Here is a 15508-nt window from a genome sequence, read left to right as displayed (position 1 = left end):
GATCTGGTCGGGCCTCGACGCGGGGCAGCAACCACCGTGAGCTCTTCGTCGATGACGGACACCACGCAGCATCCCTCGCCGAGGCAACGTCGCTCAGTCTATCGCCGCGGCCCCCGGGCGGCGAAATCGTCCGCAGGTGCCTGGGTCAGGCGCGGCCCTCGAACATCGAGGTGACCGAGCCGTCCTCGAAGACCTCACGGATGGCCCGGCTCAGCAGCGGCGCGATCGAGAGCTGGGTGAGCTTGTCCATCGCCAACGCCTCGTCCGAGATCGGCAGCGTGTTGGTGACGACGACCTCGGTGGCCACCGAGTTGGTGAGCCGCTCGATGGCCGGCTCGGAGAAGATCGCATGCGTCGCGGCGATGACGACCTCCTGGGCACCGTCCTTCATGAGCGCCTCGGCGGCCTGGCAGATGGTGCCTCCGGAGTCGATCATGTCGTCGACGAGGATGCAGGTGCGGCCCTGGACCTCACCGACGACCCGGTTGGCGACCGACTGGTTGGGGCGGGTGACGTCGCGCGTCTTGTGGATGAAGGCCAGCGGCACGCCGCCGAGCTTGTTGCTCCACCACTCGGCGACCTTGATGCGCCCGGCGTCCGGGGAGACCACCGCGAGCTGACGGTCGCCATACTTCTGCTTGATGTGCTCGGACAGGATCGGCGTCGCCATGAGGTGGTCGACGGGGCCGTCGAAGAAGCCCTGGATCTGGGCCGTGTGCAGGTCGACGGTGAGCAGCCGGTCGGCGCCCGCGGTCTTGAACATGTCGGCGATGAGCCGGGCCGAGATCGGCTCGCGGCCGCGGTGCTTCTTGTCCTGACGGGCATACCCGTAGAACGGCAGCACCACGGTGATCCGCTTGGCGGACCCGCGCTTGAGCGCGTCGACCATGATGAGCTGCTCCATGATCCACTCGTTGACCGGAGCGGTGTGGCTCTGGATGACGAAGGCGTCGCAGCCGCGCACCGACTCGTCGAAGCGAACGTAGATCTCGCTGTTGGCGAAGGTGTGCGCCTGCATCGGCACGAGGTGGGTCTCGAGCTCGTCGGCGACCTCCTCGGCCAGCGCGGGGTGTGCCCGGCCGGAGAAGACCATGAGATTCTTCTCCGTCGTCTTGTGGATGCCCATCAGCTCTCCTGTGAACTCTGGTCGCGGTGCTGGCCGCCGGTCTGATCGGGTATGCCGTCAGCCGGGTCGTCCGTGCTGCGCGCCCCGTCGGTCTCCTGCCGGGAGAGCGCCTCCTGCGCGGCGGTCGCGGTCGGGGTGCCGGCACGGCGCCGGGCGACCCAGCCGTCGACGTTGCGCTGCCGCCCGCGCGCGACGGCGATCTGCCCGGCCTCGACCCGGCCCTCGATGGTCGAGCCGGCGGCGACGTAGGCCCCGTCGGCGATCTCGACCGGCGCGACGAGCACCGAGTCGGAGCCGACGAAGCTGTGGCGTCCGACGGTCGTGTGGTGCTTGGCGACTCCGTCGTAGTTGGCGAAGATCGTGCCGGCCCCAATGTTGGCGCCCTCGCCGATGGTGGCGTCGCCGCAGTAGGTCAGGTGGGGCACCTTGGCGCCCGGGCCGATGTCGGCGTTCTTGGTCTCGACGAAGCCGCCGATCTTGCCGCCCTCACCGAGGATCGTGCCGGGCCGCAGGTAGGAGAAGGGTCCGACGCTGGTCCGCGGACCGATCTGCGCGTGCTCGGCCTGGGTGCGCACCACGCTCGCGCCGTCCCCGACCTCGCAGTCGCTGATCGTCGTGTCCGGCCCGATCGTGGCCTCGCTGCCGATGGTCGTGGCGCCGAGCAGCTGGGTGCCGGGCCGGATGACGGTGTCCTGGCCGATCGTGACGTCGGCGTCGATCCACGTGGTGTCGGGGTCCACGACGATGACGCCGTCGCGCAGGTGCTGGGTGACGACGCGCCGGTTGAGCTCCTTGCCGAGCGCGGCGAGCTGCACCTTGTCGTTGACCCCCTCGGTCTGCTGGAGGTCGGCCAACGGGTGGGCGACGACGGTGCGGCCCTCCTCGCGGGCGATCTTGATGACGTCGGTGAGGTACTTCTCGCCCTGGGCGTTGGCCTGCCCGACCTGCCCGAGGGCACGCCGCAGCACCTCGACGTCGAAGGCGTAGATGCCGGAGTTGTACTCCCGGATGTCGACCACGTGGGAGTAGTCGGGGTCCCCCGCCTCCCGACGCTGCTTCGCGTCCTTGAACTCCATGATCTCGGCCAGCTCGCCGTCCGCGTCGCGCACGACCCGGCCGTAGGTGCCGGCGTCGTCGACGACCGCCGAGAGGAGGGTGACGGCCGAGCCGCGCTCCTCGTGGACCCGGGTCAGCTCGAGCAGGGTGTCGCCGGCGAGCAGCGGCACGTCGCCCATCGTCACGAGCACGGTGCCGGTGAGGTCGGCGGGAAGGGCATCCAGGCCGCACTCGCAGGCGCGGCCGGTGCCGGGCACCTCGTCCTGGTCGGCGACGACGGCCTGCGCGTCGAGCTCGGCGACGTGGGCGGCGACCCGCTCCCGCTCGTGCCGGACGACCACGGCGAGGTGCTGCGGCCCGGCCTGGCGGGCGGCATACATCGCGTGACCGAGGAGGGAGCGGCCGCCGATGCGGTGCAGGACCTTGGGGATGGCGCTCTTCATGCGCGTGCCCTGGCCGGCGGCGAGGATGATGACGGCGGAGGGGTGATGGGTCGTCACGTCACCGACTGTACCTCTGCACCTGCGGCCCACGGACCAGCGCTTGGCATGATGGGGTGGTGACCCCCAGCGCGAAGACCTCCCGACACCGGATGACCGGCCCCCAACGGCGCCAGCAGCTCATCGAGGTGGGGCGCTCGCTGTTCGCCGAGCGCGGCTTCGAGGGCACGAGCGTGGAGCAGATCTCCGAGGCGGCGGGCGTCTCCAAGCCGGTCATCTACGAGCACTTCGGCGGCAAGGAAGGGTTGTATGCCGTCGTCGTCGACCGGGAGATCCAGGCCCTGCTCGGGCAGATCACCGACGCGCTGACCGAGCACGAGGGCAACGCTCGGGCCCTGCTCGAGGCCGCGGCGATGGCGCTGCTGGACTACATCGAGACCTCGACCGACGGCTTCCGCATCCTCGTGCGCGACAACCCGCCCGGCCAGTCGACCGGGTCCTTCGCCTCGCTCATCAGCGACATCGCGACCCAGGTCGAGCACATCCTCGCCGCGGAGTTCAAGCGCCGCCGGCTCGACCCCAAGACCGCGCCGCTCTATGCGCAGATGCTCGTCGGCATGGTGGCGATCCCCGGCGGCTGGTGGCTGGACTCGCGCCGGATGAAGAAGGAGGACGTCGCCGCGCACCTGGTCAACCTCGCCTGGAACGGCCTGGCCGGCATGGAGGCCAAGCCTGTCCTGCGCGCCCGCACCTCCGGCTGAGCCCTCCCCGTTAGGCTGGTCCGGGTGCCTCCGCACGATCCCCGGTTGCTCTGCTGGTAGGGGCCGCCTGACTTTGAATCAGGATTAGCGACGTAGGTTCGATTCCTACCCGGGGAGCCCAGGGCCCAGCCGTCACAGACGCACCGGACTGCCGGGAAATCCGGATCTGCCCGGTGTGATGCGCCGCGCAGATCCGCACGACCTGGCAGCGTGATGCGGGTGTGACACCCGGGAGGCCCGCGCCTAGGCTCGCCGGTATGCAGACCCGTCAGCTCGGCCCGTTCACCGTCTCCGCCATCGGCCTGGGCGCCATGCCCTTCTCGATGGCCAAGACCCCCGCCCCGAGCGAGGAGCAGTCGGTGGCCACCGTGCACGCCGCGCTCGACGCCGGCGTGACCTTCATCGACACCGCCGACATCTACGCCCCGAGCTGGGACCAGATGGGCCACAACGAGCGGATCGTCGCTCGGGCCCTCGCGTCCTACGGCGACACCAGCCACGTCGTCGTCGGCACGAAGGGCGGCATCACGCGCGCCGAGGGCGAGGCGTGGGGCCGCGACGGGTCGCCGGCCTACCTGCGACGCGCGGTCGAGGCCTCCCTGCGCGCGCTGGACGTCGAGGTCATCGACCTCTACCAGTGGCACCGCCCGGACCGCTGGCGCCTCTACGGCGAGGTCGTCCAGACCTTCAAGGACCTCCAGGACGAGGGCAAGATCAAGGCCGTCGGCATCTCCAACGCCAATGTCGAGGAGATCGACGTCGCGCTCGAGGTCCTCGGCGAGGGCGGCCTCGCCTCGGTCCAGAACGAGTTCTCCCCCCGCTTCCGCTCCAGCCGCGATGAGCTGGAGCACTGCGTTCGGCACGGCGTGGCGTTCCTGCCGTGGTCGCCGCTGGGCGGGTCGGGGTCGGCCAGCGAGGTCGGCGCCACCTATTCCGCCTTCCACGAGATCGGGCAGGAGCGCGGCGTCAGCGCCCAGCAGGTCGTCATCGCGTGGGAGCTCGGGCTCGGCGACCACGTCATCCCCATCCCGGGCGCGAGCCGCCCGCAGTCGATCACCGACTCGGCCCAGGCGGTGCACCTCGACCTCAGCGAGGACGAGGTGGCCCGGATCGAGGGGCAGTTCCGCTGATCAGCAGGTATGCCGTCGCGCCGGCGCAGCGGGCGCGGCTCGCTACCCTGACCCCATGAGTGAGCACCCGGGCGACGAGGTCGACCGCATCGTCGCCGCGTGGGCGCGCGAGCGGCCCGACCTCGACGTCAGCCCGCTGGAGGTGCTCTCGCGGGTCTCCCGGCTGGCTCGGCACCTCGACCTGGCCCGACGGACCGCCTTCGGCGCGCGGGGCCTGGAGTCGTGGGAGTTCGATGTGCTGTCGGCACTGCGCCGCGCGGGCGACCCCTATGAGCTCACCCCCACCCAGCTGGTCCGTCAGACCCTGGTGACCAGCGGCACGATGACCAACCGGATCAGCCGCCTCGTCGAGCGCGGGCTGGTCGAGCGGGCCGCCTCAGCCGCCGACCACCGATCGGTCCTGGTGCGGCTCGCCCCCGAGGGGCGCGAGGTGGTCGACGGCGCGATGGCCGACCTCGTCGCCGACGAGCGCCGCCTCCTCCAGGGGCTGCCCCCGGCTCGCCAGGCCGAGCTCGCCGCCCTGCTCAAGGGCTTGCTCGAGCCCTTCGACGAGGCCTGAGCGAGGCGACGGGACTCAGCCCTCGGCCGCCTCCGAGGCCTCGAGCCACTCCAGCTCCAAGGCCTCCTCCTGCTCACCCAGCTCGGCGTTCTTTGCCGTGAGCCGGGCCAGCTCGTCGGGATCCGTTGCGGCAGCGGCCATCTCGTCGTGCAGTCGCGTCTGCTGCGTATGCAGCCGGTCCAGGGCCTTCTCCACCCGCGCCAAGGTCTTGCGCGCCTCACGCACCTGCGCCGGGGTGAAGCGCGACGCTGCAGATGACGTTGTGCCAGAGGACGATCCGCCGCCGGTGGACGCAGCCCCGGAGCCGGCCGACGGCATACCCGCGCCACCCCGTGCCGCTCCCACCCGTCCAACCGTGGGGTGCGGACGCTGGCGACGCAGTCGGAGGTACTCCTCCACCCCGCCGGGCAGGTCGCGCAGCGACCCGTCACCGAGCAGGGCGATCTGCCGGTCGCTCATCCGCTCCAGCAGGTAGCGGTCGTGGGAGACGACGATGAGGGTCCCGGCCCATCCGTCGAGGACGTCCTCCATCGCCGTGAGGGTGTCGATGTCGAGGTCGTTGGTCGGCTCGTCCAGCAGCAGCACGTTGGGCTCGTCCATGAGCAGGCGGACGAACTGCAGCCGTCGCCGCTCCCCGCCCGAGAGGTCGCCGACCCGCGACTGCTGCCGCCCGCCGGAGAAGCCGAGCCGCTTGGCCAGCGAGCTCGCCGAGACCTCCTTGCCGCCGATGACGGTGAAGCTGCGCACCTCGGTGATCGAGTCGATGACCGACCAACCCGCCACCCGGTCGAGCTCGCGCAGCTCCTGGGTGAGGCAGGCCATCCGCACGGTCTTGCCCGTCTTGAGCTTGCCGGCCGCCAGCGGGTGCTCGCCCTGCAGCACCCGCAGGAGCGTCGACTTGCCCGCGCCGTTGACGCCGACGACCCCGAACCGGTCACCCGGCCCGATCCGCCAGGTGACGTCGGTGAGCAGGTCACGGTCGCCGACGCGCACGGTGGCGCCCAGCAGGTCGAGCACGTCCTTGCCGAGCCGGGTCGTCGCGAAGCGCACGAGCTCCACGCTGTCGCGCGGCGGCGGTTCGTCCTCGATGAGCTCGGTAGCCGCCTCGATGCGGAACTTCGGCTTGCTCGTCCGCGCCGGAGCGCCCCGCCGCAGCCAGGCCAGCTCCTTACGGGCGAGGTTGGCGCGCCGCTCGTGGGTCACCCGGGCGACCCGCGAGCGCTCGACCTTGGCCAGGACGTAGGCGGCATACCCGCCCTCGTAGGTGTGCACCTCCCCGTCCGAGACCTCCCACGTCAGCGTGGACACCACGTCGAGGAACCACCGGTCGTGGGTGACGACGACGAGCGCGTTGCCCGGTTGCGGCCTCCGGCCTGAGAGGTATGCCGCCAGCCAGGCGACACCCTCGACGTCGAGGTGGTTGGTGGGCTCGTCCAGGACGAGCAGGTCCGGGTCGGCGATGAGCAGGGAGGCGAGGGCGAGGCGGCGTCGCTCCCCTCCCGACAGCGGCCCCACGGTGGTCTCCCAGCCGCCGACGGCCTGCGCCCCGGTGCCGCCCAGCAGGCCCTCCAGGACCTCCCGCACGCGGGCCTCACCGGCCCACTCGTGCTCGTCCATGTCACCGAGCACGACCTCGCGCACGGTGGCCTCGGGCGGCAGCACGTCGGTCTGGCTGAGCATGCCGACGGTGACGTCGCCGGTGCGGATGACCCGGCCACCATCGAGCTCGCGTCGCCCGGTGAGGACCGAGAGGAGGGAGGTCTTGCCGCCGCCGTTGCGGCCGACGACGCCGATCCGGTCGCCGTCGAGCACCCCGACCGAGACCGCGTCGAGGAGCACCTGGGTGCCGGCCAGCAGGTGCGCGCGGTCGAGGGTGACGAGGCTGGCGCGGGCGGGTGCCGCCATCAGCCGACCACCGGGCCGAGCGGCCCGGGGCGGTCGGGGTCGGGGCGCGGCCGCGTCGGCTCGGGTCCGGTGCGCTGGTGGATGATCTGTGCCCCCGGCACCGGGCCGACGGCCCGGACGATGTCGCCGGTCGGTCCGTTGGCGGCCAGCCCGACCGAGAGGTCGATGGCCTCGGTCTGCGAGCCGACGAGGAAGGCGACGGTCGGACCCGACCCGGACACCAGGGCCCCGCGGGCACCGAGGTCGAGCCCTGCGGCCAGGGCCTCGGCGAGGACCGGCTGCAAGGAGATCGCCGCCTCCTGCAGGTCGTTGTGCAACGCGTCGGCGACCTCATCGGTGTCCATCCGGCGCAGCGCGGTCATGAGGGCACCCGAGGGCTCGGGAGCACTCGCCTGCTCGTCGCGCCCGGCGCGCAACCGGTCGCACTCGGCATACACCTCCGGCGTGGAGAGGGAGAGGTCCTCCCCGGCCCACAGCACCCAGTGAAGCTCGCCGCGGGCGAGCACCGGCGTGATCTGCTCGCCGCGGCCGCTGCCGATCGCGGTGCCGCCGTGGAGGAGGAAGGGGATGTCCGAGCCGAGGCTGGCCGCGACGATCTCGAGCAGGTCGTTCTCGAAGTGGTCCAGGGCCCAGAGCTCGCGGCACGCCACGAGAGCCGCGGCGGCGTCCGCGCTGCCACCGGCCATGCCTCCGGCCACGGGGATGTGCTTGTCGATGTCGATGCGGACCGGCTCGACCTTGGCCTTGCGCCCGCGGCGCTTGGCCAGCGTCTTGGCGGCGACGAGCGCGAGGTTGCTGTCGTCGACCGGGACGCGCTCGCCCCACGGGCCGGTGACGTGCACGGACCAGGAGTCGGCGGGCTGCACGGTGAGGGTGTCGTAGAGGCTCACGGCGTGGTAGATCGTCGACAGCTCGTGGTAGCCGTCCTCCCGCAGCGGGCCGACCGACAGTCCGAGGTTGATCTTGCCGGGCACCCGGACGGTGACGGTCTGCGCCTGAGTGCCCGTGGTCATGGCCTCACCCTATGGGGTCGCCCCGTCGGGCTGTCGTGGGGCGTCGGCCCTCGCGGTCCATGGCGCGGACCCGGAGATCAGGGGCGCTGACCTGCGGCGGCGTCCGCGATGCGGGTGAAGTCCTCGACCGTCAGCACCTCGCCGCGGGCGCGGTGGTCGACTCCTGCGGCCGCGAGGTATGCCTCCGCCTCGGCCGGTGACCCGGCCCACCCGGCGAGCGCCGCACGCAGGGTCTTGCGACGTTGGGCGAAGGCCGCGTCGATGACGGCGAAGACCTGCTCCCGGCTCGCCGTGGCCGCGGGCGGATCGCGCCGGACCATCCGCACGAGCCCGGAGTCGACGTTGGGCGCCGGCCAGAACACGTTTCGGCCGATCTTGCCGGCGCCGGTGACCTCGGCATACCAGGCCGCCTTGACGCTGGGCACGCCGTAGACCCGGCCACCGGGGCGCGCGGCCAGGCGTTCGGCGACCTCGAGCTGCACCATGACGAGGACGGTGCGCAGGGTGGGGACCGTCGCCAGCAGGTGCAGCACGACCGGGACGGCGACGTTGTAGGGCAGGTTGGCGACCAGCGCGGTGGGGGGCGGGCCGGGGAGCTCGGTGACCCGGAGCGCGTCGGTCTGCAGCACCTGCAGGCGGTCCGCCAGGTGCGGGGCGTGCTCCGCGACGGTCAGCGGCAGCTGGGCGGCCAGGGCCGGGTCGATCTCGACCGCCGTGACGTGCCGGACCTGCGCGAGCAGGCCGAGGGTGAGTGAGCCCAGGCCGGGCCCGACCTCGAGGACGACGTCGTCGCCACGCAGGTCGGCCGCCCGGACGATCCGGCGCACCGTGCCCTTGTCGATGACGAAGTTCTGCCCCCACTGCTTGGTCGGCCGGATGCCCAGCGTGTCGGCGAGAGCGCGGATCTGCGCCGGCCCGAGGAGGGCGTAGTCCGCGTCGGCCGGGCCCCCAGGGACGGCATGGTCATAGCAGTCGGTCGGCTCCGCCGGGGGCAGGCCTTCGGGGTCACCGCGATCAGGGCTGCCCATCGCCTCGGTGTCCGCACTCACGTCCGGCATCCTCCCATGGCGGACCCTCTCGCCCCGGACGCCGTGGCCCGTCCACGGTCCGGACGAGCTGGCGTTGCGCATCCCCCACCTGGACAAGCCGACGTTGCCGCTGCGCAACCTGAGCAAGCTGGGTCCGCACGATGCACCATGGCCATGGTGCATCGAGGGCACTCACCTTGCCTATACCTCGCGCCGGCATCGCCCCCTTGCCCAGATCCAGCAGGAGCCGAGCGGCGCCGGACGACATTCCTCAGCGCCCGGCTGCGACAGCTGCGCTCACCAGGGGCCGTAGACCGCCTCGCTGTTGGCCGAGAGCGCCTCGCACAGCTGGGGCACCGAGGTGTTGAGCGTCGCGGCCATGGCGCGCACCGTCAACGGCACGAGGTATGGCGCGTTGGCCCGACCGCGGTGCGGCGTGGGCGTGAGGTAGGGCGCGTCGGTCTCGACGAGGAGGTGCTCGACCGGCGTGACGGCCAGGGCGTTGCGCAGGTCCTTGGCGCTCTTGAACGTCACGGTCCCGGCGAAGGACAGGTAGTAGCCGCGCCGCACGCACTCACGCGCCATCTCCATGTCGCCGGAGAAGCAGTGCAGCACCGTCTTCTCCGGGGCGCCCTCCTCGGCGAGGATCCGCAGCACGTCGTCGTGGGCATCCCGGTCATGGATCTGCAGCGCGAGACCCAGTTCCTTGGCCAACGCGATGTGCCGACGGAACGAGTGGTGCTGGGCCGCGACCCCCTCCGGCCCGGTGCGGAAGTAGTCGAGCCCGCTCTCCCCGATGACCCGGATCCGCGGATGCCGGGCGAGCTCACCGATCTCGTCGATCACGGCATCGAGGTCCCCGGCCGCCTCGTGCGTGGGTGCCTCGTTGGGGTGGATCGCCACGCCGCCGAGGAGCGCCGGGTGCTCGTCGACGATCTCGTGGGTCCAGCGCGCCGACTGCAGGTCGCAGCCGATCTGGACGAGCCGGTCCACCCCCACCGCCGCCGCCTCCCGGACGATGTCGGCCACCGGGCGGGCCGGGGCGTCGTCGCGGGAGATGTCGAGGTGGCAGTGGTTGTCCGCCACCGGGATCGGCAGGGGGTCGGGGGCCGCCGGCCGCTCCGTGCCGCGGTCCTCGCTCATCGGGCGCAGGCGAGCGACGTCATACCCCTGCGCCCGCCGCGTCGTCGACCAGGCCGAGGCGCGCCCGCTCCTCCTCGACCACCGACGGGTCGAGCTTGGTGAAGATCGGCGACGGCTTGGCGATCGCGGCGCCGACGACGACCGGGCGGTGCTCCCAGCGCGGGGCGGAGGAGTAGTCGCCGGTGATGATCGGGTAGTCCGGGCGCGACGGGTCGTCGAGGTCGGCCACGGTCGACAGCTGCGGCATCGGCTGGAAGTCGCCCTCGCCGCCCAGCGCCCGGTGCACCGCGCTGGAGGAGTGCGGCAGGTAGGGCGAGAGCATCGTGTTGAGGTCGACCACCGCCTGGGCGAGGGTATGCAGCACGGTCGCCAGGCGTTCGCGCTGGTCATCGCTCTTGAGCTTGAACGGCTCGGTGGTGGAGACGTAGGCGTTGGCCTCGCCCACCAGGCGCATCGCCTCGGCGAGCGCGGCCTTCTGCTTGTGCGTGGCGATGAGCCGACCGACGACCTCGAAGCCCTCGCGGACCTGGTCGAGCAGGGCCCGGTCGACGTCCTCCAGCTCACCCGGCCGGGGGATCTCACCGAAGTTCTTGGCGATCATCGAGGCCGTGCGGTTGACGAGGTTGCCCCAGCCCGCGACCAGCTCGGTGTTGGTGCGCTTGACGAACTCCGGCCAGTTGAAGTCGGAGTCCGCGGTCTCGGGAGCCGCCGCGGAGAGGAAGAAGCGCAGCGCGTCGGGCTGGTAGCGCTCGAGCACGTCGCGGACGTAGATGACAATGTTGCGCGAGGTCGAGAACTGCCGACCCTCCATCGTGAGGAACTCGCTGGAGACCACCTCGGTCGGCAGGTTGAGCTCACCGAACGGCCCGACTTCGCCGCCCTTGGCGCCCTGCCCGTTGTGCGCGAGCAGCTCGGCCGGCCAGATCTGGGAGTGGAAGGTGATGTTGTCCTTGCCCATGAAGTAGTACGTCAGGGCTTGCGGATCGTTCCACCACTCGCGCCAGCGCTCGCCCTGGTCGCCGGGCAGCCGCCGCGCCCACTCGACCGAGGCCGAGAGGTAGCCGATGACGGCGTCGAACCAGACGTAGAGCTTCTTCGTCGGGTTCTCCGCCCAGCCCTCCAGCGGGATGGTGATGCCCCAGTCGATGTCGCGCGTCATCGCGCGGGGGCGGATCTCCTCAAGGATGTTGCGGGAGAAGCGGATGACGTTGGGCCGCCACAGCCCGCTCGCCTCCCGACCGGCCAGCCACTCGCCCAGCGCCTCGGCGAGCGCCGGCAGGTCGAGGAAGAAGTGCTCGGTGTCGCGGAACTCCGGCGTCTCCCCGTTGATCTTGGAGCGCGGGTCCTTGAGGTCGGCCGGGTCGAGCTGGTTGCCGCAGTTGTCGCACTGGTCGCCGCGCGCCTCGGCATACCCGCAGATCGGGCAGGTGCCCTCGATGTAGCGGTCCGGCAGCGTCCGTCCGGTGGACGGGCTGATCGCGACCTGCTGGGTCTGCTCGAGCATGTAGCCGTTGCGCCAGCAGGCGAGGAACATCTGCTGCACGACGTCGTCGTGGTTGGCCGTCGTGGTGCGGGTGTAGAGGTCGTAGCTCACGCCGAGGTCGGCGAGGTCCTGCGCGATGAGCGCGTGGTTGGCGTCGATGAACTCCTGCGGGCTCTGCCCGGCCTTGTCCGCCTGCACCAGGATCGGGGTGCCGTGCTCGTCGGAGCCGGACACCATGAGCACCTCGTGCCCCGCCATGCGCATGTAGCGGCTGAAGACGTCGGAGGGCACGCCGAACCCGGCGACGTGGCCCAGATGGCGCGGGCCGTTGGCATACGGCCAGGCGACCGCGGACAGGACATGACTCATGGGTCACCAGTCTAGGTGCGCGCCGCCGGCTCCCTCCCGGGCCCGCCCCTCTCCCCCACCGAGCGCCGCAGATGGTCGCCCCCGACCCCACCGAGCGCCGCAGATGGTCGCCCCTGCCCCCACCGAGCGTCACAGATGGTCGCCCACGACCCCACCGAGCGCCGCAGATGGTCGCTCGGTATGCCGTCTCGAGCGTCAGGGCGTCGGACCCTGGACGGTGAGGGGCAGGTCGACGCTGCCGTCGCCGTCGGTGTCGAGGCCGGCGAGAGCGTCGCGGATGTCGTCGCGTCCCGGTGCCTGCAGCGTCAGCGACCACCAGCGCACGCCGCCGCTCTCGGTGACCTCGCCCATGGGCTCCTGCACCGTCATACCCTCCTGTGTCGGCACGAGGACCGGATCACCCACGGAGCCCTCCGGCAGCCGGGCCACGAGGTCCCACGTGTCGTCTCCCCGTGGGGTCGCGGTCAGCGCCGGGCTCTCCATCTGAGTGGACCCATCCGCCACCGAGAGGACCGCCACGACCGGCACGTCCACGGTGGTCCCGCCGTCGAGACTGAGGCCGACATCCGGGCCCACCAGGCCGGACGCCGACTGCGCTACATCGAAGTAGACGACATGGGGCCCCGTTCCGTCCGCGTTCATGGCGCCGCCGGAGTCCCCGACCCGAGACGCTCCAACCAGGCGGACCTCGCTCCCTCCGGGCGAGATGGCTGCAACCACCGTCGACGCGGTTGCGGACTGCTCCACCGCGATGGCACCGCCCCCCTGCACCGTGACCAGGGGCCCAGAGGGGTCTCCTCGGTGCGCGACCCAGAGGTCGGTGTCCCCTGACGAGGCCACCCAGATGTCGTCATCGGCGCCCGCCTCGAGGGCGACTGGCTCTGCCCCCGCCATGGTGATCGCGTCCTGGCCCTGTGCGGACTCATCGACGATCAGGGCACCACCCACCACCGCGTCCGTCTCGAGGAGCACTGCCGGTAGCCGTTCACCCCCGACCGTGAGCCGTCCTTCCACCTCGTCGGTCGCAACCGCGGCTCCCCCGGGACGCAGCAGGAGGGGGTCCACCCTGACCGATCCCCCCTCGAGGGTCGTGTCCACGACGACCAGCACCCGACCGTCCGACAGGTCCCAGGCCCAGACGCCCTCAGGACGTTGCCCGGCCGCCCGCTCCAGCTCCCGACCGTCCAGGAGGGCCCTGGCTCCGTCGGCAGTCCGTGCCAACTCCAGGCGACCTGCCACGTCTATCGACCTTTGCAGGTCCACGTTCAGCGGCTGGAAGGACATGGGAGTGTCGGCGACCCCGTCTCCCGTGGTGTCCATCCCCGTGATGCAGTCCTCGACGTGGCCATCACATCTGAGCCACGTCACTCCGATGGCGAACCCAGGATCCGGTCCGTCCTCCAGGGAAACACCCCCCGTTCCCTGACTCTCGGACGACAGAACGGAACCCTCTGACGTCGTGATCGGGGTGCCGGGCCGGGAACGGATCCCGTCCTCCATCGCCGACTCGCGGCCCACGCGGACCACGGCAACGCGGCCAGCCTCCATGGGGAGCACCACGCCAGGTCCCTCGACACGACCGTCCATCAGCACCTCACCCTGCTCCGGGTCCTAGGCAACCCAGGCGTCCTGCTCCTCACTCACGCCGACCGTCAGACTTTCCATGTGCCAGGTCTCCAGATCGGGTGCCTGGGTCACGGGTGATGTTCGCTGAGCAGGCGGACCAGCCGGCCCAGTGCCGGTGACTGACGGCATACCGGGGCCGGCACCCAACCACACCGCTCCCGCAAGGGCGAGCGCACCGACGGCCGAGCCCACCCCGACAGCTCGCCGCCGGCGCACCCGCGCGCGACCGGCCGCCACCATCTGCTCGCCGGTCAGCCGCGACCCGGGGGCCTGCCCGACCGCCCGCTCCAACATGGTGCTCAGCTGCTCAGACATGGCGCTCCTCCCGCAGCAGCGGCCGCAGTGCGGCCAGGCCCTTCGACGTGTAGCTCTTGACCGCCCCGACGCTCACGCCCAGCGTCGCCGCGGTGTCCTTCTCGGACAGGTCCAGGTAGTGCCGCAGCACCACGCACTCGCGTTCGCGCGGCGAGAGCTGCTGCAACGCCCGCACCACGTCGACACCGGCGGTCTCCTCACTGCTCCGGTATGCCGTCTCCGGCACCTCGTCGGTGAGCCGCTCCCGGCGACCCTTGCGCCAACGATCGGTGTGCAGGTTGCTCATGACCCGACGCGCATACGCGAGCGGTTGCCCGGAGGAGACCCGGCGCCACTGGACGTACATCCGCACGAAGGTCTCCTGCAGGAGGTCCTCCGCGCCGTGCGCATCGGCGGTGAGCAGCCAGGCGTAGGCGTGCAGGGTCGGTCGGCTGGCGGTCACGAAGTCGACGTAGGCCTGCTCGTCGCTGCGTCGCACGCGCCGCTCCCTCCGGTCCGGTCCTAGTATCCCTTCGAGAACGGGCCGGACCCCGGAAAGGTTGGGGTGCACCCGCCGAGCCAGGCGACCCAGGAGAGGGAGGGCACCACCATGGGCGAGCCGCAGCGCGCGCCGGGCGACGTCCTCGTCCACCTGCGGCGCGCCCGCGACCACGTGGATCGCCACTACCGCGAGCCGCTCGACCTCGACATGCTGGCGGGCCTCGCCGGCCTGAGCAAGTACCACTTCCTGCGCCTCTTCCGAGCCACCTACGGCCGCACCCCGGGCGTCTACCTCTCCGAGCGGCGGGTCGAGCGCGCGCAGGACCTCCTGCGCGGCACCAACCTCAGCGTCACCGAGGTCTGCCATGCCGTGGGCTTCAGCAGCCTGGGGTCCTTCAGCAGCCGCTTCCGGCTCATCGTTGGGGAGTCCCCGAGCGCCTTCCAGGCACGGTATGCCGCAGCCGGCGCCCCGCGCATCCCCGGCTGCTACGTCTTCATGTGGGGCCTGGCCGAGCGCGCCCCGAGCCCCGGAGATGACGCCGCAATCCAGGAGAAGCGCACCGGAGCGGCCCCCGACTAGCGTCGGGCCCATGATCACCAACGTCTCCCTCGTCAGCGTCTGGGTCACCGACCTGGACGAGTCCCTCGCCTTTTACACCGACGTCCTCGGCTTCCAGAAGGCCGACGACGTCCAGCTGGGCCCCGACTTCCGCTGGCTCACCGTCATCCACCCCCAGCAGCCCGAGCTGCACCTGCACCTCACCACCCCCGGGGAGCCGCTCTCCCCCGAGCTGGTCGAGGCGATGCGCCGGGCGCAGGCCGACGGCGGTCTGCCCGGGGTCGGCCTGACCGTCGACGACTGTCGCGCCACCCACGCCGAGCTGGTGGCCAAGGGCGTGGAGTTCCTCCAGGAGCCGACCGAGCGCCCCTACGGCGTCGAGGCGCTCATGCGCGACAACTCCGGCAACTGGATGGTCCTCGTGGAGCGCAAGGACTACGACCCGGAAGCGATGACGCTGGACGACCTGGCGTGAGCGGACCCCGCGGCATACCTGATCGGCGCTCCTGGCGCCC

Annotated in this window: 15 protein-coding genes and 1 tRNA gene; 6 read left to right on the top strand and 10 right to left on the bottom strand. The window is 71.6% G+C overall.

Annotation, left to right across the window (positions count from 1 at the left end):
- Positions 1-145: 145 nt before the first annotated feature.
- Positions 146-1126 (bottom strand): ribose-phosphate diphosphokinase, encoded by a 981-nt coding sequence (locus tag FA582_RS03055; RefSeq protein ID WP_010148079.1) that lies wholly within the window; start codon positions 1124-1126, stop codon positions 146-148.
- Complete coding sequence (gene glmU / locus FA582_RS03050) at positions 1126-2682, bottom strand: bifunctional UDP-N-acetylglucosamine diphosphorylase/glucosamine-1-phosphate N-acetyltransferase GlmU (protein WP_010148081.1); 1557 nt, start codon at positions 2680-2682, stop codon at positions 1126-1128. The genes FA582_RS03055 and glmU overlap by 1 nt, the downstream gene beginning before the upstream one ends.
- Positions 2683-2774: 92 nt before the next feature.
- Here glmU and FA582_RS03045 point away from each other — a divergent pair, with 92 nt between their 5' ends.
- The 4 genes from FA582_RS03045 to FA582_RS03030 all read left to right on the top strand — a co-directional run bounded on the left by FA582_RS03045 (position 2775) and on the right by FA582_RS03030 (position 5072).
- Positions 2775-3383, top strand: a complete 609-nt coding sequence (locus FA582_RS03045; protein ID WP_033229086.1) for a TetR/AcrR family transcriptional regulator — start codon at positions 2775-2777, stop codon at positions 3381-3383.
- 38 nt (positions 3384-3421) lie between these two features.
- Positions 3422-3500: transfer RNA gene (locus tag FA582_RS03040), tRNA-Gln, on the top strand.
- Between the two features lie 140 nt (positions 3501-3640).
- Complete coding sequence (locus FA582_RS03035; protein ID WP_010148083.1) at positions 3641-4513, top strand: aldo/keto reductase; 873 nt, start codon at positions 3641-3643, stop codon at positions 4511-4513.
- 55 nt (positions 4514-4568) lie between these two features.
- Entirely contained in the window at positions 4569-5072 is a 504-nt protein-coding gene (locus tag FA582_RS03030; protein WP_010148084.1) for a MarR family winged helix-turn-helix transcriptional regulator, read from the top strand.
- A gap of 15 nt (positions 5073-5087) precedes the next feature.
- On the opposite strand, the gene FA582_RS03025 is transcribed toward FA582_RS03030, so the two are convergent.
- From FA582_RS03025 to FA582_RS02990, 8 genes are all read right to left on the bottom strand, one after another.
- The gene (locus FA582_RS03025) at positions 5088-6977 is read right to left on the bottom strand and encodes an ABC-F family ATP-binding cassette domain-containing protein (RefSeq protein ID WP_010148085.1); all 1890 of its coding nucleotides are present in this window, start codon (positions 6975-6977) and stop codon (positions 5088-5090) included.
- Positions 6977-7990: a 4-(cytidine 5'-diphospho)-2-C-methyl-D-erythritol kinase gene (locus FA582_RS03020; RefSeq protein WP_010148086.1), complete on the bottom strand. Its 1014-nt coding sequence runs from the start codon at positions 7988-7990 to the stop codon at positions 6977-6979. Before FA582_RS03020 ends, FA582_RS03025 begins: the two co-directional genes overlap by 1 nt.
- 77 nt (positions 7991-8067) lie before the next feature.
- Positions 8068-9039, bottom strand: coding sequence for a 16S rRNA (adenine(1518)-N(6)/adenine(1519)-N(6))-dimethyltransferase RsmA (gene rsmA, locus FA582_RS03015; protein ID WP_010148087.1), 972 nt, complete (start codon positions 9037-9039; stop codon positions 8068-8070).
- A gap of 276 nt (positions 9040-9315) precedes the next feature.
- Positions 9316-10161 carry a TatD family hydrolase gene (locus FA582_RS03010; RefSeq protein WP_010148088.1) on the bottom strand — a complete coding sequence of 282 codons (846 nt, stop codon included), beginning with the start codon at positions 10159-10161 and terminating at the stop codon, positions 9316-9318.
- Between the two features lie 19 nt (positions 10162-10180).
- Positions 10181-12013, bottom strand: coding sequence for a methionine--tRNA ligase (gene metG / locus FA582_RS03005; RefSeq protein ID WP_010148090.1), 1833 nt, complete (start codon positions 12011-12013; stop codon positions 10181-10183).
- Between the two features lie 195 nt (positions 12014-12208).
- Positions 12209-13600, bottom strand: a complete 1392-nt coding sequence (locus FA582_RS03000) for a hypothetical protein (RefSeq protein ID WP_147899729.1) — start codon at positions 13598-13600, stop codon at positions 12209-12211.
- A 24-nt stretch (positions 13601-13624) separates the two neighbouring features.
- A complete protein-coding gene (locus FA582_RS02995; RefSeq protein WP_010148092.1) occupies positions 13625-13954 on the bottom strand; it encodes a hypothetical protein in 330 nt (109 codons plus the stop codon).
- A complete protein-coding gene (locus tag FA582_RS02990) occupies positions 13947-14432 on the bottom strand; it encodes a SigE family RNA polymerase sigma factor (RefSeq protein ID WP_010148093.1) in 486 nt (161 codons plus the stop codon). The genes FA582_RS02995 and FA582_RS02990 overlap by 8 nt, the downstream gene beginning before the upstream one ends.
- 111 nt (positions 14433-14543) lie before the next feature.
- On the opposite strand from FA582_RS02990, the gene FA582_RS02985 reads away from it, so the two are divergent.
- Together FA582_RS02985 and FA582_RS02980 are read left to right on the top strand one after the other, a co-directional pair.
- Positions 14544-15014, top strand: a complete 471-nt coding sequence (locus FA582_RS02985; protein ID WP_029541193.1) for a helix-turn-helix domain-containing protein — start codon at positions 14544-14546, stop codon at positions 15012-15014.
- A 10-nt stretch (positions 15015-15024) separates the two neighbouring features.
- Positions 15025-15468, top strand: coding sequence for a VOC family protein (locus FA582_RS02980; protein ID WP_010148095.1), 444 nt, complete (start codon positions 15025-15027; stop codon positions 15466-15468).
- Positions 15469-15508: the final 40 nt, after the last annotated feature.

Origin of the sequence: Serinicoccus profundi (genome assembly GCF_008001015.1) — a bacterium.
Taxonomy (GTDB): domain Bacteria; phylum Actinomycetota; class Actinomycetes; order Actinomycetales; family Dermatophilaceae; genus Ornithinicoccus; species Ornithinicoccus profundi.
Note: the sequence above shows the minus strand (reverse complement) of the source record. Positions and strands in the feature narration are given on the sequence as shown.

Bases quoted from the DNA above. Each gene is read 5' to 3' on its own strand.
- FA582_RS03055 (WP_010148079.1), bottom strand. From the start codon at position 1,126: ATGGGCATCCACAAGACGACGGAGAAGAATCTCATGGTCTTCTCCGGC.
- FA582_RS03045 (WP_033229086.1), top strand. From the start codon at position 2,775: ATGACCGGCCCCCAACGGCGCCAGCAGCTCATCGAGGTGGGGCGCTCG.
- FA582_RS03035 (WP_010148083.1), top strand. From the start codon at position 3,641: ATGCAGACCCGTCAGCTCGGCCCGTTCACCGTCTCCGCCATCGGCCTG.
- FA582_RS03030 (WP_010148084.1), top strand. From the start codon at position 4,569: ATGAGTGAGCACCCGGGCGACGAGGTCGACCGCATCGTCGCCGCGTGG.
- FA582_RS03025 (WP_010148085.1), bottom strand. From the start codon at position 6,977: ATGGCGGCACCCGCCCGCGCCAGCCTCGTCACCCTCGACCGCGCGCAC.
- FA582_RS03020 (WP_010148086.1), bottom strand. From the start codon at position 7,990: ATGACCACGGGCACTCAGGCGCAGACCGTCACCGTCCGGGTGCCCGGC.
- FA582_RS03010 (WP_010148088.1), bottom strand. From the start codon at position 10,161: ATGAGCGAGGACCGCGGCACGGAGCGGCCGGCGGCCCCCGACCCCCTG.
- metG (WP_010148090.1), bottom strand. From the start codon at position 12,013: ATGAGTCATGTCCTGTCCGCGGTCGCCTGGCCGTATGCCAACGGCCCG.
- FA582_RS03000 (WP_147899729.1), bottom strand. From the start codon at position 13,600: ATGGACGGTCGTGTCGAGGGACCTGGCGTGGTGCTCCCCATGGAGGCT.
- FA582_RS02995 (WP_010148092.1), bottom strand. From the start codon at position 13,954: ATGTCTGAGCAGCTGAGCACCATGTTGGAGCGGGCGGTCGGGCAGGCC.
- FA582_RS02985 (WP_029541193.1), top strand. From the start codon at position 14,544: ATGGGCGAGCCGCAGCGCGCGCCGGGCGACGTCCTCGTCCACCTGCGG.
- FA582_RS02980 (WP_010148095.1), top strand. From the start codon at position 15,025: ATGATCACCAACGTCTCCCTCGTCAGCGTCTGGGTCACCGACCTGGAC.